The sequence below is a fragment of the Streptomyces griseicoloratus genome (genome assembly GCF_014534645.1).
Lineage (GTDB): Bacteria > Actinomycetota > Actinomycetes > Streptomycetales > Streptomycetaceae > Streptomyces > Streptomyces griseicoloratus.
This window is the reverse complement of record NZ_JACVQF010000200.1, coordinates 407580-430404: the sequence shown is the minus strand read 5'-3', so window position 1 is coordinate 430404 and position 22825 is coordinate 407580. Positions and strand designations below refer to the sequence as shown.

Below are 22825 nucleotides of genomic sequence, written 5' to 3'. Positions count from 1 at the left end.
GCGGTATTGGAGAATGCCTCTGACGAGATCATGACCGGCCTGACCCGGCAGGCGGTCTCGACCCCTGCTCTGGAAAGGCCCTGACCGATGCCGTTCACTGCCGACCTGCCGCCGGTTTCCGACACCCGCTTCCCGGGCCGCCTCGGGCGTGGAGCACCGGCCCACGGCGTACCCGCCGTGCGCGCCTGCACCCCGCTCGGCCAGGACGAGGCGGACGTTCTGCGGATAGTCGCCGACGCGCGTACGCCCGTGTTCGTCACCGAGTTCGCGAGCGGACGGCGCCGGTACAGCTACTGGCGGCCGCTGGACTCCCGCACCGGCCGCGGCGGTTGCTACGTGGCGCTGCCCACCGCCGCGTGCGACGCCCTGCACGCCGCCGGCCGGATCAGCCTCGGCGAGGCGATCACCGATCCGAGCAGGACGACGTACCGGGTGCGTGCGGCGCACGACCCGGGTCCGGCCCCGCGCGCGGTCCAGCGATGGGCCCGCGCGGCGTGAGCGCCGGCGACGCCGTCACCCGTTGGCGCAAGCACCCGGCAGGACGGGGCCGCCGACCCTGCCGTCTGTCCGGACCCTGCGCCGCTGGGTAGGGTCCGGAGGATGTACCCGGTCAAGCGCTCCGGCCCGCGACTCGAACTGCGGGAGCTCGCCGTCGAGGACATCGACCCCATGCACGCCGTCTACGGCAGCCCCGAGACCACGCGCCACCTCTCCTTCGAACCACGCACCCGCGACGAGGTCGGCCGGTACGTGGTCCTCTCCGTCGCCGCGGCCCTGGCGGAACCCCGCAGCGAGTACGCGCTCGCCGTCGTGCAGCGGGACACGGACCGGCTGATCGGCTCCGGCAGGATCGCCCTGGACCCGCACCAGCCGCGGGCCGCCACCTTCGGCTTCGCCCTCCGCCCGGACGCCTGGGGCGTCGGCCACGGCCTGGAGACCGTACGTCTCCTGCTCGCCCTCGGCTTCGACGACCTGGGCCTGCATCGCCTGTGGGGAGCGCGCAGCCCCCTCAACGAAGCCTCGGCGCGGACGATGGCGGCCGCCGGCCTGACCGAGGAGGGCACCATCCGCGAACACGTCCGCAAGGCGGGAGCGTGGCGTGACTCCGTCGTCCACGCCATCCTGGACCACGAGTGGGCCCGCATCCGGACCTCCTAGCCCTGGGCGTCAGCCGGACGACGGTGGGCTCGTGATGCCGACGGGCGTGCCCGCGAGGCCCGGGCAGTTGTCGCTGGACCGGCCGGCCAGCCGGCCGTCGGGCTGTTCCACCGTGACCTGCGCCGTGTCCAGCGCGGGATCCTGCCGGAGACGGGCGGCCGCGGCCGTGCAGGCGAGCTGGTCGATGGCCGTGTCGCTCAGTCCCCTCAGCTCCGGCGGCAGTTCGATGGTCACCGTCGCGCCGTCGATGCGGATCGTCGGCGCCACGGTGATCCGCGGCAGCTCCGTCGTCAGTCCCTCCTCCCGCTCCCGGCGGTTCGGGCCCTTGAACACCATGAGCACGGCGCTCGTGGGCTCGGCGGAGACCTGCACCGGCCGCGCCGCCGCCACCAGGCCACCGTCCCCGACGAAGTACAGCGGGACCGAGTTGACGGGCACCGCGGCGCTCGGGGCCCGGTCCGGGACGGCGGTGCTGCCGGGGTCCCGGACACCGGTGGCGGGTTCGCCCGCCCCCACCACACCGGTCGCCGGGATGCCGCAGGCGGAGAGCGGCAGGAGGAGAGCCGCCAGCAGGAGCGGAAGCCCGCGCCGGACGCCGCGGCTCTGTCCCGGGGCCGGCGTCGCGCCCCTCGCCGTCGAAGGCGTCATGACCGGTCTCCCTTCCCCGGGCGGGCCGTCCGCTGCGCCGCGTCGTCGTGCTCCAGGGGGAGTACGACCGTGAAGACGGCACCGCCCTGCGGTCGGTTGGCCGCCCGTACGGTACCGCCGTGCAGGCGCACGTTCTCCGCGGTGATGGCCAGCCCGAGCCCGCTTCCCTCACTGCGGGTCCGGGCGGTGTCCGATTTGTAGAAGCGGTCGAAGACATGCGGCATGACGCCGTCCTCGATGCCGTCCCCGCTGTCGGCGACCTCGATGACCGCCTGCCGTCCCCCCTCCGCGTCCTCCTGTTCGTACAGACGCAGGTGGACCGGGAGTCCGCCGTGCTTGAGGGCGTTGGCGACCAGATTCGCGACGACCACGTCGAGGCGCCGCGGGTCGACGCGGCCGCGCAGCACACCGGGCTCGGGAAGGCTGGTGTGCACCGTGTGCAGCCAGCCGCGGGAGGCGAGGGTGCGCCGCAGGGACTCGGCGAGATCGATGTCGTCCAGGTGGAGGGCGGCCGCGCCCGCGTCGAACCGGGAGATCTCCATCAGGTCGTTCACCAGGTCGGCGAGCTTCGTGGTCTCCTCGCTGATGAGCCGTACCGCCATCGCGGTGTCGTCGTCCAGGCCCGCCGCGTCCTCGTCCAGCACGTCGGTCACCGCCGACATCGCCGCCAGGGGCGTGCGCAGCTCGTGCGAGACGTCGGCGGCGAACCGGCGGGCACCGGCCTCCATCCTGCGCAGTTCGGCCACGGACTCCTCCAGCGCCGCGGCGGTCTCGTTGAAGGTGTGGGACAGGTCGGCGAGTTCGTCGGAGCCGTGCACCTTGAGCCGCGTGTCCAGACGGCCCTCGGCGATGCTGCGGGTGGCCCGGCGCAGTGCCCTGACCGGCCGCAGCACCCCGCGCGCCGCCAGGAGGGCGAGGAGCACGGCCAGGGCGAGAGCGGGCACCGTGGCCCGCTCGATGGCGGTGACCAGGGCGTCGACATAGCCCTGCTCCTCCGTCTGCGGCACGGTGAGATAGACCTCGAGCCCGGACGGGCCCCGGTCGGCGGCGTGCTGCCCGGCGAAGGTGACGGGCATGCCGACGACGAGCGAGGACCGGGCGTCCCGGGTGACCCTCTGGAAGACCGTGGCGCTGCCCGAGTGGACCGCCTCGCGCATCGCCGGGGACAGCTCCCGGAAGGAGTCCGCGGGGACGGAGGTGGCGCTCAGTTCACGGTAGACGGCCAGCACCCGCCAGTTGTCCGACCGTCCGCCGCGCGCGATGTCGGCGGCGAACGCCTCCAGGTCCGGCCGGGCGGGCGGGAACCGGTAGTTGGGCACCAGCGTGTTGACCCGCTCCCGGAAGTCCTCGATCACCGTGTCCTGACTCTGCTGCAGCACCCCGGTGCGCGCCTCACGGAACGTGAGCGCGCCGGTGGTCACCGTGGCCACGGCGGCGACGAGGGCGAAGGCCACCACCAGCCGGACGCGCAGGCTGCTCAGCGCGCGCAGCAGTCGCGGAGCTCTCACCGGGCCCCGAACCGGTAGCCGAAGCCGCGCACGGTGTGGATGTAGCGCGGGTTGCCCGAAGCCTCGCCGATCTTGGACCGGAGGCGTTTGACGCAGGCGTCCACGAGCCGGGCGTCCCCGTGGTAGTTGTGCTCCCACACGGCTTCCAGGAGCTGCTGGCGGCTGAAGACCTGCCCGGGCGAGGCGGACAGGGCGAGCAGCAGCCTCAGCTCGGAGGGGCCGAGGGCGACGGGCCGCCCCTGGTGGGTGACGGTCAGCCCGGCGCGGTCTATGGCGAGGTCCCCGTGGTGCTCGGTCGGCGGTGCGCCGTACTCGGCCGGCGGTCCGCTCGCACGCCGCAGCACCGCCCGGATGCGTGCGTCGAGGACCCGGGCACGGACGGGCTTGACGACGTAGTCGTCCGCCCCGGCCTCCAGTCCGACCACGACGTCCGTGTCGTCGCCGCGGGCGGTGGCCATGATGATCGGCACCTGGTCGTGCGCACGTATCCGGCGGCACACCTCCAGACCGGGCATGCCGGGGAGCATCAGGTCGAGGATCACGGCGTCGGGCCGGAAGGACCGCAGCTGTTCCAGGCCGTCCTCGCCCGTCGCGGCCGCCGCGACCTCGTGCCCCTGACGGCGCAGGGCGAGCCGCAGCCCCTCCCGGACCGCGCGGTCGTCTTCGATGATCAGGACACGTGGCATGGACCTCAGTATGCGGGGAGACGATCGCGGGTCGTCGGCCGGGTGGTGGCTGTTACAGAGCGGTCCAAAAGCGGTCCACGGCCGATCACACGACGGCGGCACTCTGAATGATCATGAACGTGCACCGATCGACGTCCCCGCCGTCCGCCGCGGCCCACCGGCGCCGCCGCAAGGGCCGCGCCCGCCGAAGACGGGGCGGAAGGCCCGCCCTGTGGGTGGGTCTCGCGGCCGTCGTGCTGCTCGTGGCCGGCGGCATGGCCCTCAAGGGGCGGACCGGCTCGGGTCACCCGGACCCTGCCGCCGCACCCACGTCGACCGTGCAGGGGGAGGCGTCGCCCGGCGCTTCCGCCAAGACCGTGAGCTCGGCGCCGAGCGGGTCCGCGGAGAAGAAGAACGACGAGATGGAGGAGGACGAGAAGAAGGAGGAGGACGAGGAGAAGGCCCCGGCCTCCACCGCGTCGATCCCGGCGTCGGGACCCGGGACGTTCGCCACGGCCCGGGGCGGCAGCGGGCACGTCGGAGGGAGCCAGAGGATGCTGACCTACCGGGTCGAGGTGGAGGACGGCATCGGGATCTCACCGGACGAGGTGGCGGCCGAGGTCGAGGACATCCTCGCCGACCCCCGCGGCTGGACGGCCGACGGGAAGGTGGGGTTCCGGCGGGTGTCCGGCGATGCCTCCGACTTCCGGGTGCGGCTCGCCACGGCGGGGACGGTGGACCGGATATGCGGCGAGTACGGCCTGGACACCGGCGGCGAGGTCAACTGCAACGTGGGACAGAACGTCATGGTCAACCTCAAGCGGTGGCTGCTGGCCACCCAGTACTACGCGGACGACGTGCCCTCCTACCGCGCGCTGATCATCAACCACGAGGTCGGTCACTTCCTCGGCCACGGCCACGAGACCTGCCCCGGCACCGGCCGGCTCGCGCCGGTGATGATGCAGCAGATCAAGGGGCTGCACGGCTGCAAGGTCAACGTCTGGCCCTACGACGCCAGCGGCCGGCCCATCACCGGCCCCGCCGTGCCCTGACCGGTGCCCGCCCCACCGCCCGGCGGGACACCGGCCGCGCCCGGCCGCCACCGCGCACGACGCGGCGGCGGCCGGGCGCGCCGGGCCGCGGACGCCGGCTCAGCGGCGGTCGGCGGGCCGTTCGCCCGGGGGATACCCCGTCGGGAGGTCCACCGGCGTGCCGTACACGCGCATCTCCGCGGCGGCGGCGAACGGCTGCCCGTTGAGCGCGTTCAGCGCCGTGAACCGCACGTGCGAGGCGCGGACCCGGTCGAAGGAGATCCGCTGCATCTGCGGGGCGTCCTTCAGGGTGCCCCTGGCCACGGTCGTCCAGGTCGTGCCGTCGTCCGACACGGCGACCTCGTAGCCGGCGACGCGCCCGTTCTGGCCGCCGCTCTGCCGGTTCAGGTAGCCGAAGCCGTCGACGTCGGCGGCGCCGCCGAGCTTCAGCGTGACCCAGTGCGGATACGGGGCCTGGGAGTCGGTGTAGTCGGTGTGCCAGATGGTTCCGGCGTCACCGTCGAGCACGTTGGACACCGGACCCTCCCCGGGGCCCGAGGAACGGTTCTCCGAGTCGGCGGTCGCCGTCATCGAGCCGGGGGAGAGCACGGGCTCGGTGGCCACCGCGGCCCGCGCGTCGGCCGATACGGTCTTCGTGGTCCCCGCGTGGTCGTACGTCGCGGTCGCCTTCCAGGCGGGGGAGGTGCCGGCCGCGTCCGCCGGGGGCGTCAGGAGCCAGGTCGTGCGCACGCTCTGGCCCGGCTTCACGGTCTCGAAGAGGTTGCCGTCCTTCTCCTCGACCTCCGCCTTCCAGCCCTCCGGCAGCCCCTGGAGCCGGACGCCGACGTCGACGGCGTCGGCCGACTCGTGGTTGGTGAACGTCGTGACGTACTCACCGGGCACCCCCGGGCTCAGCTCGGTGCCGGGCGGGACCGTGACGTCGGCGCAGGCGGCGGCGTTCTCCGCTTCGCCCAGGTCGGTCACGGTGAAGTCGTCGATCACCAGGTCGGTGCCGCGGGCACTGCCGAGCTTGCGCAGCCCGACCCAGGTGTCCCCGCAGCCCGCGACGATCTCACGCGTGTAGGTGGCGGTGTCCAGCGCGGGCTCCAGGACGTCCCGGAAGATGTCCCGCGTGCCGGTCCTGCCGTCCGCGATCCGGTCCGCGCCGGTCACCCAGGCCCACTGTCCCTCGATGTTGGTCTGGTACGAGAACGAGACCGCGTACCTGTGCCCCTCCTCGAACGGCACCGTGGCGGGGGTCGTGCGGTAGACCAGCCCGGTGTTCTCCGCGTGCGACTTCAGCGAGTGCCGCCCGGCGAGCACGTCGTCGACCGCCTTGCCCTTCAACGTGCCGGTGTCGTACGGGGAGTAGGTGTTCTTCCACTCCTTCTGGCTGTACGGCTCGTGCAGGTCGCTGATGCTCGTGCGCGGGTCGGTGACACCGCCGGCGTCGCCCTTGACGAACGGCCCCCAGCCCGGCTGGTTGCCCTCGAAGTCGTCGTGGGCGATCACGGTGCCGTCCTTGCCGCGGGGGAGGGGCGCGGTGGTGTCCTGCATGACGCGTACGTCGTCCAGGACGACCGCGGGCGTGCCCGCGACGGCCGCGAGATCCACGGTGACCCGGCCGCTGCGCGGTGCCGTGAAGGACACGGCGGCCCGCTGGGCGTAGGTGTCGCGTTTCTCGTCGGCGGCCATCTTGTTCAGTGCCGGAGTGATGTCGAAGGTCTTCACCGCCCCGTCGCCGCCGCCGCGCACCCGGAGCGTCGTGGCCCGGCGCTCGCCGGGGCCGATCTCGACGTCGGCGCTGAGGGTGTACCGCTTGCCCGGTGCGAGGCCGGAGACCTTCTGGGAGATGCCGGAGGCGCCGCTGCCCAGCCGGACCACGTTGTCGCCGTTGCCGGCCCGGACGATCTCCGCGCCGCCCCCCGGGTTCCAGTCGTCCAGGTTCCCGGCGTTGAAACCGGGGTCGGACAGCCCGGAGAACTCGCCGTAGTGCGGGTCCTCGTGCGGTGCCTTGCCGCCGTTCGGCACCAGGACGTAGGGCCGTCCCTTCTCACCGGTCAGCGTCACCCGCCCGTCGTGGGCCTTCACCCGGGCGGTCTTCACCCGGCCCTGGTCGGTGAGTTGGTAGAGGGTGAAGTTCTCGGTCCCCGCGAACTGGTCGGTCAGGTCGAAGGTGTGCGTGCCGCCGGAGGCGCTGTGGAAGTACATCTTGTCGGCGTCGCCGGGCGACGAGGTGCCGTTGCCGCCGCGGGCCTCGCCCCAGGGCAGCAGGTAGGTGTCGCCCCTGAGGACGACGGCGTCGCCCATGGAGATCTGCCGCCGGCCGTCCACGGACTTCACGCTCACGCCGCCGGTCAGCCTCGCGGACCTGCCGAAGTCCCAGTCCATCACCTGGAAGTGCTGGAGGAACTTGGTCGGCAGGTTGTCGGTCCAGATGTTGCGGTAGAAGGCGTTCCAGTCGTCCTGGCCGGTCCAGCCCTCGAACTCGACGATGCTGGCGCCGCCGAGCAGCGGGTCGACGTTCCACACGTCACGGTCGGAGTTGGCGATGAACCGGACGATGTTGGAGTTGATGCCCTTGTTGGTGGCGCCGCCGTAGTTCTTGTCGGCGGCCCAGTGGGACCACAGCGAGGAGCCCTCGAACTTGTACGACCACTCGGTGGCGACCTCGAAGCCCGTCCTGCGCAGGGCGGCGGCCAGTCCGTCGGCCAGCCAGCCGCTGGAGTAGTAGGCGTCGACGTAGACGGTCCGGACGCCCGGCGCCTCCTTGCGCAGCCGCTCGAACCGGTCCAGGACGGCGCCCGTGCCGAGGTCCTTGCGCTGGTCGATGTGGTAGGCCTGGTTGAGCCAGTCCCACCCGTTCTTCTGGCCCTTGACCAGGTCCTCGCTGAAGGTCTTCGCCTGCGGGTAGGCCTCGGTGGCGTTGACGTGCACGCCGAAGTCGGCGTTGTAGCGGGCGCCCGTCGAGGTGAGCCTGTTCAGGTCCTTCAGCCCGCCCGCGCGGACGTTCTCGTTGCCGCCGTAGTCGGGGTGGCCGGAGTCGTGGCCCTCGCTCGCGTAGCCCTTCTCCAGCACCCACTGCCCGAGGTTGTCGGTGGCCATGGAGATGCGCTTGGTGTTGTCCAGCGTCTTCAGGAACGGATTGGTGGCCTGGCTCGCGAAGTTGAACGGGATCCGCTGCACCACGCGCTCGGGCACCCGGTCCGCGCCGAACGGGCGCCGTATGTGCTCACGGTGGGCGATGGCGCCGTCCTGCCAGTCGACGGTGCCGTCGTCGTTGGCGTCGGCGGCGAGGACGACGGTCGCCCGGGGCAGTTCGTAGGTGCGCACCCGCGGGTCGGTCGCGCCCTGGGGCGCGTGGGTGTAGGTGCCGGCCGACAGCTCCGCCCGCCGCCGGCCGTCGCCGGTGTCGACGATGCGCGACTGCAGGCGGGTGTTCCAGTTGGTGTTGTCGTTCTGCGGCGAGTCCTCGGTCGCGTTGGTGATGATGCCCGCCGACAGCTGGGCGTTGCCGACGAACGCGTACGGCGTGCCGACGGGCTCCTTGTCCGGGGCGGTGCCGGCGGTGATGGGGATGAACCGGTCGGCGGTCGTCGTCGAGTCCGTGGAGATCCTGGTCCGGGCGAGGTTCGCGCCCGGGTCGGAGGAGTCGACGGAGACGAGGGACTGGCCCGGGACGGCGAGGGTGCGCACGGTCGGGGCGGCCTCGCCGGAGATCTTCTCCACGGCGAAGACGACCGTCGTCTCCTCGGTCACCGTGATGGTGGAGGTGATCGTGAGGTCCGGCAGGTCCTCGAAGGTGGACGTGTAGGTCGCCCTGCTCCCCTCCGCCTCCATGGTGGTGGTCGCGCGGTGCGGTGTGCCGTTGACGGTGAAGGTGTCCAGGGCGGCCGCCTGCCCGCCGAGGCTGCGCTCGCCCAGCCGGTAGGAGATGACCTGGGGGAACTCCTTGGCCACCGTGACGGTCAGTCCGCCCCGGCTCAGTTCCACCGGCGTCGCCGCCGGGGCCGGGGCGGAAGCGGCGTGCGGGGGTGCCGCGCCGGCGGGGACGGCGGCGGTCGACAGCATGCCCAGGGACAGGCCCAGCGCCGCGGCCACGGCGCGGGGACGCGGCACGCGTCTGCGCCGGGGCGGGCGGGGCGGCGGGGACGTCATGGTTTCCACCTGGTACTTCCTCCTCGGGTCGGGTGAGGGGCGGGAGACGGTGGTGAAGTGGTGACGGGCGGTCAGGAGAAGGTCTCGACGTACTCCTCGGCGGGCCCCAGTTCGGGCCGGTCGCGCAGCTCCACGTGGTCGCCGAGCCGCTGGAGTTCCAGCACGGTGAGGGTGTTCTCACCGGGGACGAGGAGCGGCGCGGGCAGGTACAGGGTGCGCTGGGGGCCGATCTCCCAGTACCGGCCGAGCAGCGTGCCGTTGACCCACACGAAGCCCTTGGCGAAACCGGGCAGGGCGAGGAAGCCGTCCGCCGGCTCGGAGAGCGTGAACCGTGCCGTCGCGAACCCGGCGCGGCCGTCCGGGGCCGCGGCCGACACCGCGTGTGCGAGGTCGTCCGGCGTCCAGGTGTCGAGCGGCAGCGGGTGCATCGTCCAGCCGTGCACCAGCCGGCGGCCGACCGACACGCCGCCGAGGATGCCCTTGTGCGCGCCGAGCAGCGGCCCGTAGTTCACGCGTCCCTGGTTCTCCACCAGCAGTTCCAGACGGACGCGTTCACCCCGGCCCGGCAGGCCGAGCGAGGCGGTCTCCCGGTCGAGGACGCCGACGGGAACGCCGTCGACGAAGACCTGGGCGCGGTCGTGCAGGCCGGAGACGGTCAGGGTGTGGGTGCCGTTCGGCAGCCGCGGCAGCGCCCGGTAGAGGACGAGCCCCGAGGCCTGGTCCAGCTCCTCGAAGCTCAGCGGATGGGGCGAGTGGACCGGCTCGGACACCGCCCTCAGCGCTGCCGGCAGACCGGCTCCCGCGGTGACGGGCAGGGTACGGGGGGCCAGCAGGCGCGGCTGAGGGGGCAGCGGGCGTTCCGGGACCCCCGTGACGGCACGCAGCCGCTCCCGGAACGCGAAGAACTTGGGGGTGAGGGCGCCGTGCTCGGCGATCGGCGCGTCCGAGTCGTAGCTGGTCACCGTCGGCTGGAGCCGGTCACCGTCGTGGTTGGCCCCCGCCCACAGGCCGAAGTTCGTGCCGCCGTGCGCCATGTAGAGGCTGACCGAGCCGCCGGCGTCGAGGATGTCGGTGAGCGTCCGTGTCGCGCTCTCCACCGTGCGGACGTGGTGCTTCTCGCCCCAGTGGTCGAACCAGCCGTTCCAGAACTCGGCGCACACGAAGGGCTCGTCCCCGCGGCGCGTGCGCAGCAGCGCGGCGGCCTCGTCGGCGCGCGAGCCGAACGTCGCCGCCGCGAGGTGACCGGGGAGGGACCCGCCGTCCTGCATCAGCTCGGTCGGCCCGTCGGCCGTGTAGAGCAGTTCGGTGACACCGCGCGCCACGAGGGCGTCCCGCACCCAGCGGACGTAGTCGTGGTCGTCCCCGTAACTGCCGTACTCGTTCTCGATCTGGACGGCGACCACCGGACCGCCACGGGACGCCTGCAGGGCGGCGATGCGCGGTACCAGCTCGTCGAACCAGCGCCCCACGGCGTCCAGGTAGGGCTGGTGGGAGCAGCGCGGACGCATCCCCGGCCGCCCGGTCAGCCACACGGGCAGCCCGCCGTTGTCCCACTCGGCGCAGATGTACGGACCGGGGCGCACGATCACGTCCAGGCCGGTCTCCTGGGCGGTGCGCAGGAACCGTTCGACGTCGTGTCCGCCGGTGAAGCGGTACCGTCCCGGGCGCGGCTCGTGGAAGTTCCAGGGGACGTAGGTGTCCACGGTGTTGAGACCCATGGCCGCGACCCGCCGGAGCCGGTCGGCCCACTGGTCGGGGTGGACCCGGAAGTAGTGCAGCGATCCGGCGAGTACGCGGTGCGGCCGGCCCGAGCGCAGGAACCGGCCGTCGGCGTGGGTGAGGACGGGCTCCGGCCCGGGCGGGGGATCCTGCGGCGGCGTGCTGCTCACGTGGCGGCTCCCTGTGATGTTATCGATGCCATCTCGCTGTGATTCCGTCCCCTCGTCGGCATCGGCTCCCCACACGGGAGCCCGCGTAACCGGTCCCGGGCAATGGCCGGAACTATGGCAGAGGATGTTATCGATGCCAATAGGGCCCGCGTGGCTAGACTGCCTCGCGGGAGCAGCACCTGCGACGAAGCGGCCGAGAGCCGCGGTTTTTCTCTGGAGAACGAGCGATGGCATCGCGAACACCGGCAGCCGGCGAGGGACTCGGGCGCACCACCGGGCGGACGGCCGGTGACGGCGCCGCGCGGCAGCCCGGCATGACCGATGTCGCCCGGCTCGCGGGGGTCTCGGCCCAGACGGTGTCCCGGACCCTGGCCGGCCACCCCAACGTGCAGGCGAAGACCCGGGCCAAGGTGCTCGCCGCCGTCGAACAGCTCGGCTACCGCAGGAACAACGCGGCGCGGACACTGTCCTCGGGCCGCAGCCGGACGATCGGTGTCGTGACCCTGCAGACCAACTTCTACTCGCGCACGAACCTGACCTTCGGCATCGAGACGGCGGCGCGCGAGGCCGGGTACTCCGTCAGCACCGCGACCACCGCGTCGCTGGACACCGCGGCGATCGAGGGGGCGATGTCCCGGCTGGCGGAGCAGGGGGTCGAGGGGGTCGTCCTCTCGGTGCCGCTGGTCCATGTGAGCCCGAGGATCGAGCAGCTCACCCGCTCGGTGCCGACCGTCACCGTCGACGGATCGCGGACCGCCGCCACCGAGGTCGTCGCCGTCGACCAGACGCTGGCGGCGCGTCTGGCGACCCGTCACCTGATCGAGCTGGGGCACGAGACCGTCTGGCACGTCGCGGGGCCGAAGGAGTGGCTGGACGCCGCCAGCCGCGTCGAGGGCTGGCGCGACACGCTGGAGGCGGAGGGGCTGTCGGTCCCGCCGGTGCTGGAGGGCGACTGGACGCCCGCCTCCGGTTACCGCAACGGGCTGATCCTCGGCAAGATCCCCGACGTCACCGCGGTGTTCGTGGCCAGCGACGAGATGGCCTTCGGGGTGATCCGCGCCCTGCACGAGCTCGGCCGGAGGGTGCCGGAGGACATCTCCGTCGTCGGCGTGGACGACATCGCGCTGGCCGAGTACTGCTCGCCCTCGCTGACCACGGTCGCCCAGCCGTTCGCCGAGATGGGAGCGCTGGCGGTGACCCATCTGCTGCGGCTCGTCGAGCACCCGGAGGCACCGCCGGAGCCCGCCTCCGTGGAGCCCGCGCTGATTGTGCGCGCCAGCACCGCACCGGCACCGGGCCGTGCCGGCCGGCGACCTTGATGCTCGGTACTGCTCGGAACGGCTTCATATCGAGCACGTATTGACATGTAACTGGCGAGCCCGCAGAGTCATGCTCCGACAGTGATGCAGGCCACCCACTGAGGAGTGTTGCCGTCATGTCCGAAATGCCCGCTGTCTCACGTCGATTGCTCCTCGGGGGAGCCGTCGCCACCGGCGCGCTCGCGGCCGGGATGACCGCCGCGGCCCCGACCGCGTCGGCAGCCGAGCCGGCGCCCCGCCGCAGACCCGGCCAGAAGTCGATGATCGGCGTCCCCTACGACGCCCACAGAACCGTCCGTGTCGGCGTCATCGGCCTGGGAAACCGGGGCGCAGGCATGATCACGGGCTGGGCGGCCGTCCCCGGCTGCACCGTGACCGCCGTCTGCGACATCCGCGCCGACCGCGCCAAACGTGCCGCCGACCGGCTGGTGAGCAAGGGCGAGCCCCGGCCGGCCGAGTACGGAGGCTCCGCCGACTCCTACGCGCAGATGCTCCAGCGCGACGACATCGACCTGGTGTACGTCGCCACACCGTGGGAGTTCCACTACGAACACGGCAGGGCGGCGCTGCTGAGCGGCAAGCACGCCGTGGTGGAGCTGCCCATCGCCACCGAACTGCGCGAGCTGTGGGACCTCGTCGACACCTCCGAGCGCACCCGCAGGCACCTGATGCTGTCCGAGAACTGCAACTACGGCCGCAATGAGCTCGCCATGCTCAGGATGGCGCACGCCGGCCTGTTCGGAGACATCACCAACGGCCACGGCGGATACTGCCACGACCTGCGCGAACTCCTCTTCTCCGACACCTACTACACCGACTCCTGGCGGCGGCTGTGGCACACCCGCAGCACGGCCTCCTTCTACCCCATGCACGGACTGGCCCCGATCGCGGCGGCCATGGACATCAACCGCGGCGACCGCATGACCACCCTGAGCGCCACCGCGACCGCCCCCAGGGGACTGGCCGACTACCGCGAACGCTTCGTCCCCCGGGACCATCCGTCCTGGAAAGAGACCTACATCAACGGCGACCTGATCACCTGCATGATCGAGACCGAGCGGGGCAGGACCATCCGGGCCGAGCACGAGGTCAGTTCGCCCCGGCCCTACAGCCGGATCAACACCCTCGCCGGCAGCCGCGGGATCGTCGAGGACTACGCGGGGCCCGCCCCGACCGGCGCGCGGGTCTACCTCGAACCCGACCACGGCGGACACACATGGCGCGACTTCGCCGACTACCGCAAGGAGTACGACCACTGGCTGTGGCGGAAGGTCGGCGACGACGCGGCGAACAACGGCGGTCACGGCGGCATGGACTACGTCCTGCAGTGGCGCACCGTCCAGCTGATGCGCGCGGGACTGGTGCCGGACATCGACGTGTACGACTCGGCGGCCTGGTGCGCGCCGGTACCGCTGAGCGCCGCGTCCCTGGCCAGGGGAGGCCGTCCGGTCGAGATACCCGACTTCACCCGGGGCGCCTGGCGTGAGCGGAGGCCGGGCCTCGACTCGACCCCCACCGACATGCCGCCCGTCGGCTGAACACCGTGCGCGTACGACGGCACCGCGGCCGGCCGGCCGCACACCCGCAGGACCGAGGGCCTGGGCCCCGGCGTTCCCCCGCTCGTCCACCGGAGGACCCCGTGAACCGTCAGTCCCGAGCGCGACTGCTCGTCTCCGCCCTGGCCGCCGCGCTGGTCGCGGCACTGGTGCCGTCGTACGCGGCCGCCCAGCCGTCCGGCACGTCCGAGGCCGCCGGCGGCCGGCTCGGCGACGCCACCGGCTTCACCGCGGACGGTGACACCTACACCGTGACCGCGGGCGACGCCGAGCTGCGCATCAGCTTCCCCGACGACGACCTCTTCCGCGTCCACCTCGCACCCGACGGCCGCTTCTCCGATCCGGCCAACGACGACCCCGAGGACCCGGACGCCCCCGACGCCGACATCGTCGTCAAGAACGACTACCAGGGCGCGCGTTCGACCCACACCGAGACCGACGACGCCTACGTCATCCGCACCGACGAGGCGACGCTGACGGTCACCAAGTCGCCCGTCACCCTGGCGCTCGCCGACGAGGACGGCCGGCAGCTGTGGCGGGAGACCGCACCGCTCGCCTGGTCCGACGACGGCACCGTGCAGACCCTCCGGCAGGGCGAGCGCGAGCAGTTCTTCGGCGGCGGCATGCAGAACGGCAGCTTCAGCCACCGCGGCGAGACCATCGACATCAGCCGCGACTACGACTGGAACGAGGGCGGCAACCCCAACGCGGCCCCGTTCTACCTCTCCAGCAACGGCTACGGGGTGCTGCGCAACACCTTCGCCCCGGGCCGGTACGACTTCGGCGCGCCGGTGCGGACGACACACGCGGAACAGCGCTTCGACGCCTACTACTTCGTCGGCGACGCCAAGGACGTCATCGACGGCTACACCGAACTGACCGGCCGCCCCGCCCTGCTGCCGATGTACGCCCTGGAGATCGGCGACGCCGACTGCTACCTGCACAACGCCAACCGCGGTGAACGCGAGACGCTGCGCGACTCCCGGGAGATCGCCGCCGGCTATGCCGAGCGGGGCATCCCGCTCGGCTGGATGCTGGTGAACGACGGCTACGGCTGCGGTTACGAGGACCTTCCCGAGACCGGCGACATGCTGCACGGGCACGGCGCCGAACTCGGCCTGTGGACCGAGGCGGACCTCACGGAACAGGAGTCCGAGGTCGCCGCCGGGGTGCGGGTGCGCAAGACCGACGTCGCCTGGGTCGGCCCCGGCTACCGCTTCGCCCTCGACGCCTGCGAGAAGGCCCGGGACGGCATCGAGCGGCACAGCCGCGACCGGGCGACCGTCCTCACCATCGAGGGCTGGGCGGGCACCCAGCGCTGCGGCGCGATGTGGAGCGGTGACCAGTCGGGCTCGTGGGACTACATCCGCTGGCAGATCCCGACCTACGCCGGTGCCACCATGTCCGGCCAGGCCGTGACGACCGGCGACATCGACGGCATCTTCGGCGGCAGCGCCGAGACCTATGTGCGCGACCTGCAGTGGAAGATGCTGCTGCCGATGACGTACGGCATGAGCGGCTGGGCGGCGAGCGACAAGCAGCCCTGGCGTTACGGCGAGCCGTACACGGAGATCAACAAGAAGTACCTGCTGCTCCACGAGCGCCTGCTGCCCTACTTCTCCACCCACCTGGCGAACGCGGCGAGGAACGGCGTCGGCCCCACCCGGCCCCTGTACCTGAACTACCCCGACGACCCCGCAACATGGGGCGACCGGGCCAAGTACCAGTTCCTCGCCGGAGACGACTTCCTGGTCGCCCCCGTCTACGAGGACAGCGACGTCCGGGACGGCATCCACCTCCCCGAAGGCCGCTGGGTCGACTACTGGACGGGCCGCGTCCACGAGGGCGGCCGGACCCTCGACGGCTACCGGGCACCGCTGGACACGCTCCCGCTGTTCGTCCGCGCCGGCGCGATCGTGCCGATGTTCCCCGAGGGGACCACCGACTGGGCGCAGGGCAAGAAGGCCGGGCGCCTCGACCTCGACGTCTACCCCGAGGGCGACTCCTCCTTCACGCTCCACGAGGACGACGGCCGCACCCGGGACCACGCCACGGGCCAGTCGGCCGCCCAGAAGATCGAGGTCTCGGCGCCGGACGCCCGCCGTCGCGGCCCGGTGGAGATCCGCATCGGCGAACTGAGGGGCGCCTACGACGGCAAGCCCGTCCAGCGCCGCTACGGCCTGACCGTGCACACCGACACCGCCCCGTCCGGAGTGCGGGCCGCCGGACAGCGACTGCGCGAGGTGGCCTCCGAGCGGGAACTGGGCACCGCGCCCTCGGGCTGGTACTACGACGGCCGCACCGGCGTCGTCCACGTCAAGACCGCCGAGGTGCCCACCGGCGAGCGGCTGACGGTGCGCATCGACGGCGCCGGCTCCGTCGGCGGCACGCATCCCCAGGACCGTGCCGTCGGCCTCGACGCGACCACCGCGGCCGTCGGCACGGTCGGCCGGTCCCAGCAGGTCGAGGTGGCGTTCACCAACGACACGGGCAAGCCCGTGACGGTGACCGGAACGGCCGTCGACGCACCCGAGGGCTGGAAGACGGACGCCGCCGGACCGACGGGCACCCGGGACCTGCCCGACGGCGCCACCTTCACCGCGCGCTTCACGGTGACACCCGCCGACGAGGCCCGCCCGGGGAAGTACGAGGTCTCCGCCACGGCGTCCTACGCGACGCGGAACAAGGAGTACACCGTGCGCACCCGGACCGGGACCACACTGGCCCACCCCTCACTCGCCTCGGCCGCCGACAACGTCGGCGTGACCAGGCAGGACGACCCCGCGCCCGGCGACATCGACGGCGGCGGCTCCAGCTTCATCGCCGAACGGCTGGCGGCGAAGGGCGTCTCGCCGGGCGCCACCGTGGCGGCGAACGGCTTCACCTTCACCTGGCCCGACGCCGAGCCGGGCACCCCCGACAACGTGACGGGCAAGGGCCAGACCATCAAGGTCTCCGGTCAGCAGAAGGGCAACGCGCTTGCCTTCCTCGGCACCGGCACCAGCGGCAGCGCCGAGGGCACGGCGACCGTGCACTACACCGACGGCACGGCCACCGAGGCCAAACTGGGCTTTCCCAACTGGTGCTGTCTGCCGGCCGACCGGTACGGGGCGAAGACGGCGATCACCACCAAGGGCAAGAACACCCCGTCCGGACCGGCCTACGAGACCGTCGAGTACCGCCTCTACACCAAGACCCTGCGCATCGACCCCGGCAAGGAGGTCGCCGCGGTCACCCTGCCGGCGAACAGCGCCGTGCACGTCTTCGCCCTGGACGTGGGCGACGAGGAGATCGTCCCGCCGCCGGTGCCGGACGGCCAGTACGCGCTGGCGACCACCGGGGGAGGCGGACGGCTGGAGGCCCCCGGCGACACCGGCGCCGGCCGGCTGCGGATCGGGCAGGCCTCGACGTCGCCGGCCCAGAAGTGGAACGTGACCCGCGACGACGACGGCACCTACCAGCTGAAGAACGCCGGCAGCGGACTGTGCGCGGACGTGGCCGCGAGCTCGCAGGCGTCCGGGGCCGAGGTGGTCCAGTACACCTGCACCGGCACAGCCAACCAGCGCTGGACCGTCACCGAGGACCAGGGCACGCTGACGCTGAGGGCCAAGCACAGCGGACTCTCCCTGACCGCCACCGCCGACGGCCTCGTCGTCCAGGCGACCGACGACGGGGGAGCCCGCCAGCGCTGGCGGGCCACGGCCACCTGACCCCCCCGCCGCGCAGCGCCCGCCCGCCACGGCCACCGCAGCCGCGGCCGTGGCGGGTCGCTGCGGCGGGTGCACGGGCGTTCAGCGGTCCCGCAGGCGTCCGGCCTCCGCCAGCACCCTGCGGGCGGCGTGGGCCAGCCGGGGCCGGTCGCGTACGAAGCGGCGGGCGGCCCGGGCCGGCTCCCTGCCCAGCCAGTGCACGGCCCCACCCGGCCCCGGACGCACCACGGCACCCTCGTACACCCGCAGGTCACGCGTCTTGAACGAGTCCTTGTAGCGCGCCGGCCCGCTGCCGAGATCGACCGTCCCGATCCCGTCGGCCGCCGCGGCCTCCAGCATCCGCAGCTGCAGGACCAGCCCGGGCGAGTACTTGCCGTACGCGGGGTCGTACGCCGGGAACCACCAGGACAGCACCGTCTGCGAGCGCAGCCCGAAGTGGGCCGCCACGGGCCGGCCGGCCGCGTACAGGACGGACAGCACCCCCCGGCACTCGGGCTCCTCGCTCCGTGCGAGCAGCTCCACCAGCCGGGTGATCCACTCCTGCGCGAACCGGTCCCGCCGGCCGGTCCGCCGGTACTGGGCGGACTTCCACCGCATGAGCGCCCGCAGCGCGCCGGGATCCCGCGCGTCGTACGCGAAGCGCACCTCGCCGACCCGGCGGGCGAGCCGGCGCTCCTTGGCCAGGATCTGCTTGAGGAAGGCGGGCGAGCTGCGGCGCAGCCCCTCCGTGTAACGCTCGAACCCCGCCCCGATGTCGACGACGGGGGAGGCCAGCTCCTCCACCGCGTGCGGCACGAACACGTGCTGACCGTCCTCCAGGTTGTCGAACTCCCAGGACGCCAGTCCGCACGCCCGTAACAGCCGGCGGGCGTCGAGCCGGATTCCCGGGCGCAGAACGGCACCCTGACTGTCCGACACCCCCGCCCCGACGGGCCGGCCCCGCCCCGATAACCCCCTCTCGTACGGGAAGTATCCGACGGGGCAGCCGTCCTCCTGGAGCACCGCGACTCTGGCCTGCGGCCTGACCTGCCCGACGGCCGTGGTGAACGCCGGGTCCATGAAGGGGTTCGCCGGGGCTCCGGCAGCCGTTCTGATGTCGCGCCAGATCTTCCGGTCGTCCGCGTTCAGCTCGCCCGGTCCCACCACGAGAATGCGCTTTCCCGACACGTCCGTCGCCTCCTGCGTCGTCGATGGAGAACACACGAGGGCCTGCTCGACACCGTGTCCCGTCCCGGCACCAGGCGGTACGCGGGCCGCACGGCACAGGCCCTGGGTCGTACCGCCGTCACTCAGCAGCGGAAGGTCTGCAGTCCGGGTGCGCCTGGGCCGGGAGCACGCGTCCCGGGTGCGTGCCCGGTTCCCGGAGCGCCGGATTCCGCGGCGCCACGCACCACGGTGCCCGCCCGGGCCGGGGTTCCGGCAGGCTTCTGGCCGCCCGTCCCGGCCGCTCCCGCGGCCCTCGGCGGCCGCACCGCGACATGACGGACGGACGGGTCCTCTTCGCACGGGGACGATGTGCCGGCGGTCTCGGTGCCGGCTCCGGCCGCAACGGCGGGCGCTCCCGTGTCCACCGCCACGGTGGCCTCCACCGACGCCACCCGGTCCGGCGCGGACTCCGGGACGAACAGACGCAGCAGCACGCAGGCCAGCAGGACCGTCACCGCCGCCCATCGATGCCGCACTGCCGGACTCCTGACCTGGTTCGGCGGGGGCCGACATACAGCCTGACACCGGACGAGTCCCCCGAATGCGCCCCTACTGCGCCTTCCAGTAGGCCGAGTGCCCTTCCGCCCCGTCAAGTCCGCGTGAGGCGATTCGGTACCCCCGGCTCGGCCCGAAGACGTAGTGCTCCGCCGCCGTTTCGCACCGGGTGTCTACGGGAGGTGGACGCCGGCTGCCCCGGGCTGCGGAGGAGGGGCCCCGGCCGACGCCGGGGCTACTGCGCCAGGTCCGCCCGCGGCCCCATGACGACGACCGGCTTCCTCTCGGGGTCCAGCGCGCGCAGCAGCGCCCGCATGTGGTCCTCGCTCAGCGACACACAGGCGCTGGTGGGCCCCTGGTGGTCCACGTGGATCCACACACCGCCGCCCTTCGCCTCGCCCATCGGCCTGGTCTCGTCCAGCGGAGTCGTGCCGGTGACCCGGTTGTAGTCGACGGCGACCACGTAGTCGAACGACCCTTCCAGCGGTTCGCCGAGGTGGCCGGTGCCCTCGGCGCGGAACAGCGGGTCCTGGTCGTAGGGGAGCCTGGTCCCCGGATCGGGCAGCCGGCCCCCGGCGTCACTGAGGCCGAAGACCCCGATGGGAGTGCGCAGGTCGCCGATCCAGTGGTCACTGGTCCAGCCGCGCAGGCCGTTGTGCGCACGCCAGGGGCCCGCGACGAGACGCCAGCCGTGTCCGGTGTCCCGTTCGTAGAGCGCGGCCCGCGCCCGATTCGCCTCCTGCGTCCTGCCGCTGACCACCAGGGCCTGCCGGGTGTCGGCGGGGACCCGGGCCTGCATGGCCGGCCCCAGCTCCGGGAGAAGGCGGACCGGCGGGGGCGGAGCGGCGGGGCGGGGTGGCGCGGGGCGTGGAGCGGCGCTGCTGGGCGTGCCGTGGTCCTGGGAGGGGCTCTGTGGCGCCTGGGTGCAGCCGCCCCCCAACGCGCCCGTGCACACGGCCGCGCTGATCGCGAAGACCACGGTCTTCCTGACGGGCATGACATCCTCCGACTCCGGGTGCGGACATGTTCGTCCCAGCTTTTCCGGAACCAGGTGCTATGTCGTGTTGCGTGTCTCCCCCGTCCGGCGTAGGCGATGGGCGTGTCCCTAGACGCGGAGGTGCCGACACGCTCACGGCCCGGCCCCGCCGAACGGGTGGCGGCCCCGGCGTGTCGCCCTGCCGACCGGGCGCCGGGGGGCCTCCCGGCCCACCGGTGCCGGACGGGCGCACGCGCACGATTCCGCGCAGAATGAAGGCGTGGCCACGTCCGAGCTGTCGTAGTCGCGGCGCATCACCTGGCACTGAGAGCGTGCGGCCCGGGAGGAAGTCATGCATCGCTTCTTCGCACCGGACGGCCCGCCGCAGGCCCGCAGCCCCCATGTCACCACCGCCGACGTCGCCCTCGCGGTCAACGGCATGGGCACTTTCACCTGGGACGTCGCCGAGGGCGTGATGCACTACGACGATGCCGGACTGGCGGTGATGGGATTCCGCCCGGGCGAGTTCGACGGCCGTCTGCCGACCCTGGGGGAGCGCATGGTGACGGAGGAGCTGCCGGCGATCAGGGAACTGGTGGACCGCGCGCTGCGGGAGCGTTCCGGCTTCAGCCTCTACTTCCGGGTACGGCACCGCGGCGGCCTGCTGCGCTGGACGCACACCCAGGGGCACATCGTCCGCGACCCGCAGGGGCGCCCGGTCCGGGTCATCGGCATCATCCGGGACGCCAGTCAGGAACTCCTGGCCCTCGACCAGATCGAGCAACTGCGCCAGGCCAGGGACGACCGCCGGCGTCAGGCCGACATCGTGGGGCACGTCAGCGACGTGCTCGTCCCGACCGTCACGGTGGAGGACGTTGCCGAGGCGCTGACCACCAGCCGCCTCCTGGAGCGGGTCGGCGCCTCCGGCATCGTTCTCGGCCTGATCGACAACGGGCGCATGGAGCTGGTCGGGGCGAACGGCCTGCCCGAGGAGCTGGTCCGCGACTTCCACCTGTCCCGGCTGGGCGCGCCCCTGCCCCTGGCCGAGGCCGTCCGCACCCGCCGGCCGGTCTTCGTCACCGGCCGGGCGGAGATCGCGGTGCGCTACCGGGCGCTGCAGCCGTACCTGAAGAGGTTCCCCGAGACCGCGGCGGCGGCCTTCCTGCCGTTGATCGCCCAGGACACGCCGATCGGCGCCGTCGGACTCGTCTACGAGCACGGTGCACGGTTCCCGCCGGACGAGCGGACGGTCCTGACGGCGCTGGGCAAGGTCATCGCCCAGTCCCTGCAGCGTGCCATCCTGTACGACCAGGAGCACGAACTCGCCGCCGGACTGCAGACCGCGATGCTCCCGGGCCGCCTGCCGCAGGTGCCCGACCTGGCCCTCGCCACCCGCTACCGGCCCACCCGGGCCCGCGGCGGCATCGGCGGCGACTGGTACGACGCCCTCTGCCTGCCCGACGGCAGGATCGTCGCGATCGTCGGCGATGTGCAGGGCCACGACGTGACGGCCGCGGCCGTCATGGGACAGCTGCGCATAGCGCTGAGCGCCTACGCCGCCGAGGGGCACCCGCCGGCCACCGTCATGGCCCGCGCCTCCGCCTTCCTGGCCGAACTGGACACCGACCGCTTCGCCACCTGCCTGATCGCCCAGCTGGATCCGGGCACCGGGACGACCTCCATCGTGCGCGCGGGCCATCCGGAGCCCGTGCTGCGCCGGCGGGACGGGAGCAGCGTCTGGATCGCCACTCCCGGCGGCCTCCCGCTGGGTCTCGCCGCCCCCGGCACCCAGCCCGCCTACCCGGCCCTGGAGACGGTCCTGGAGCCCGGCTCCACCCTGGTGCTGTGCACCGACGGACTCATCGAGGCCCGTGCCCGCGACATCGACCAGGGACGCACCCGGCTGCTGGAGGCGATCCGCACCGGCCCCGGGCCCCCGGAATTCCTCGCCGACCACCTGCTGGACACCATGGCCGCCTACACCGGTGAGGAGGACGACGTGGCCCTCCTCGTCCTGCAGCGCTCCCGGGCCGCCGGACCGGATCCGGTGCCGCAGATGGAAGCCACGATCTCCCCCGCCGACCCCGACGCGCTCGTGGCCGTACGGCTCGCCCTGCGCGCGGCACTGCACGACTGGTCGCTGGAGGCACTCGACGACACCGCGGAGCTGCTGGCCTGCGAACTCGCCACCAACGCCCTCCTGCACACCGGCCGCGACGCCACACTGACGGCCAGGCCGGTGCACCGGGGCGGCCGGGGCCTGCGGCTCGCGGTGAGCGACGCCTCACCGGTCACCCCCAGGCGCCGGGCCGCCACGGAACAGTGCACCTCGGGCCGAGGGCTGCTGCTCGTCGAGGAACTCGCGACCTCGTGGGGCATCGAACCCCGCGGCGCCGGCAAGACCGTGTGGTGCGAGATAGCCCTGGACCAGCTCTGAGCGCGCCGGGGCGAGGACGTCCCGTCGGTGGACGTCCTCGCCCCGGTCTCGTCACACGGTCCGCGGGCT

General features: G+C 72.9%; 15 protein-coding genes. 7 read left to right on the top strand and 8 right to left on the bottom strand.

The features are described 5' to 3' along the window. The first annotated feature begins 87 nt into the window (after window positions 1-87). Together H0H10_RS22395 and H0H10_RS22390 are read left to right on the top strand one after the other, a co-directional pair. A complete protein-coding gene (locus tag H0H10_RS22395; protein WP_223180208.1) occupies window positions 88-498 on the top strand; it encodes a hypothetical protein in 411 nt (136 codons plus the stop codon). A 102-nt stretch (window positions 499-600) separates the two neighbouring features. Next, window positions 601-1158, top strand: coding sequence for a GNAT family N-acetyltransferase (locus H0H10_RS22390; protein ID WP_188182812.1), 558 nt, complete (start codon window positions 601-603; stop codon window positions 1156-1158). A 9-nt stretch (window positions 1159-1167) separates the two neighbouring features. Here H0H10_RS22390 and H0H10_RS22385 read toward each other — a convergent pair whose 3' ends face one another. From H0H10_RS22385 to H0H10_RS22375, 3 genes are read right to left on the bottom strand one after another with little or no spacing between them, the layout of a single operon-like run. Next, complete coding sequence (locus H0H10_RS22385; RefSeq protein WP_188182811.1) at window positions 1168-1806, bottom strand: GerMN domain-containing protein; 639 nt, start codon at window positions 1804-1806, stop codon at window positions 1168-1170. Continuing rightward, complete coding sequence (locus tag H0H10_RS22380; protein ID WP_188182965.1) at window positions 1803-3299, bottom strand: sensor histidine kinase; 1497 nt, start codon at window positions 3297-3299, stop codon at window positions 1803-1805. Before H0H10_RS22380 ends, H0H10_RS22385 begins: the two co-directional genes overlap by 4 nt. Before the next feature lie 11 nt (window positions 3300-3310). Beyond that, window positions 3311-4000: a response regulator gene (locus H0H10_RS22375; protein ID WP_188182810.1), complete on the bottom strand. Its 690-nt coding sequence runs from the start codon at window positions 3998-4000 to the stop codon at window positions 3311-3313. Window positions 4001-4113: 113 nt separating this feature from the next. On the opposite strand from H0H10_RS22375, the gene H0H10_RS22370 reads away from it, so the two are divergent. Beyond that, on the top strand, window positions 4114-5031 hold the full coding sequence (locus H0H10_RS22370) for a DUF3152 domain-containing protein (protein ID WP_188182809.1): 918 nt from the start codon (window positions 4114-4116) through the stop codon (window positions 5029-5031). Between the two features lie 99 nt (window positions 5032-5130). On the opposite strand, the gene H0H10_RS22365 is transcribed toward H0H10_RS22370, so the two are convergent. Then, window positions 5131-9168, bottom strand: coding sequence for an endo-alpha-N-acetylgalactosaminidase family protein (locus H0H10_RS22365; protein WP_188182808.1), 4038 nt, complete (start codon window positions 9166-9168; stop codon window positions 5131-5133). A gap of 71 nt (window positions 9169-9239) precedes the next feature. Next, window positions 9240-11057, bottom strand: a complete 1818-nt coding sequence (locus H0H10_RS22360) for a glycoside hydrolase family 35 protein (protein WP_188182807.1) — start codon at window positions 11055-11057, stop codon at window positions 9240-9242. Window positions 11058-11284: 227 nt separating this feature from the next. On the opposite strand from H0H10_RS22360, the gene H0H10_RS22355 reads away from it, so the two are divergent. The 3 genes from H0H10_RS22355 (at window position 11285) to H0H10_RS22345 (ending at window position 17642) form a co-directional block, all read left to right on the top strand. Continuing rightward, window positions 11285-12376, top strand: coding sequence for a LacI family DNA-binding transcriptional regulator (locus tag H0H10_RS22355; RefSeq protein WP_223180207.1), 1092 nt, complete (start codon window positions 11285-11287; stop codon window positions 12374-12376). Between the two features lie 116 nt (window positions 12377-12492). Further along, window positions 12493-13914 (top strand): Gfo/Idh/MocA family protein, encoded by a 1422-nt coding sequence (locus H0H10_RS22350; RefSeq protein ID WP_188182806.1) that lies wholly within the window; start codon window positions 12493-12495, stop codon window positions 13912-13914. Window positions 13915-14015: 101 nt separating this feature from the next. Beyond that, window positions 14016-17642, top strand: a complete 3627-nt coding sequence (locus H0H10_RS22345; RefSeq protein ID WP_188182805.1) for an RICIN domain-containing protein — start codon at window positions 14016-14018, stop codon at window positions 17640-17642. An 81-nt stretch (window positions 17643-17723) separates the two neighbouring features. Here the strand turns inward: H0H10_RS22345 and H0H10_RS22340 are convergent, their stop codons facing one another. From H0H10_RS22340 to H0H10_RS22330, 3 genes are all read right to left on the bottom strand, one after another. After that, window positions 17724-18809, bottom strand: coding sequence for a GNAT family N-acetyltransferase (locus H0H10_RS22340; protein WP_188182804.1), 1086 nt, complete (start codon window positions 18807-18809; stop codon window positions 17724-17726). Window positions 18810-18931: 122 nt separating this feature from the next. Beyond that, window positions 18932-19324, bottom strand: a complete 393-nt coding sequence (locus H0H10_RS22335) for a hypothetical protein (protein WP_188182803.1) — start codon at window positions 19322-19324, stop codon at window positions 18932-18934. A gap of 254 nt (window positions 19325-19578) precedes the next feature. Next, window positions 19579-20340, bottom strand: coding sequence for a hypothetical protein (locus H0H10_RS22330; protein ID WP_188182802.1), 762 nt, complete (start codon window positions 20338-20340; stop codon window positions 19579-19581). A 331-nt stretch (window positions 20341-20671) separates the two neighbouring features. Between H0H10_RS22330 and H0H10_RS22325 the strand changes: the two genes are divergently transcribed. Further along, entirely contained in the window at window positions 20672-22756 is a 2085-nt protein-coding gene (locus H0H10_RS22325) for a SpoIIE family protein phosphatase (RefSeq protein WP_188182801.1), read from the top strand. Window positions 22757-22825: the final 69 nt, after the last annotated feature.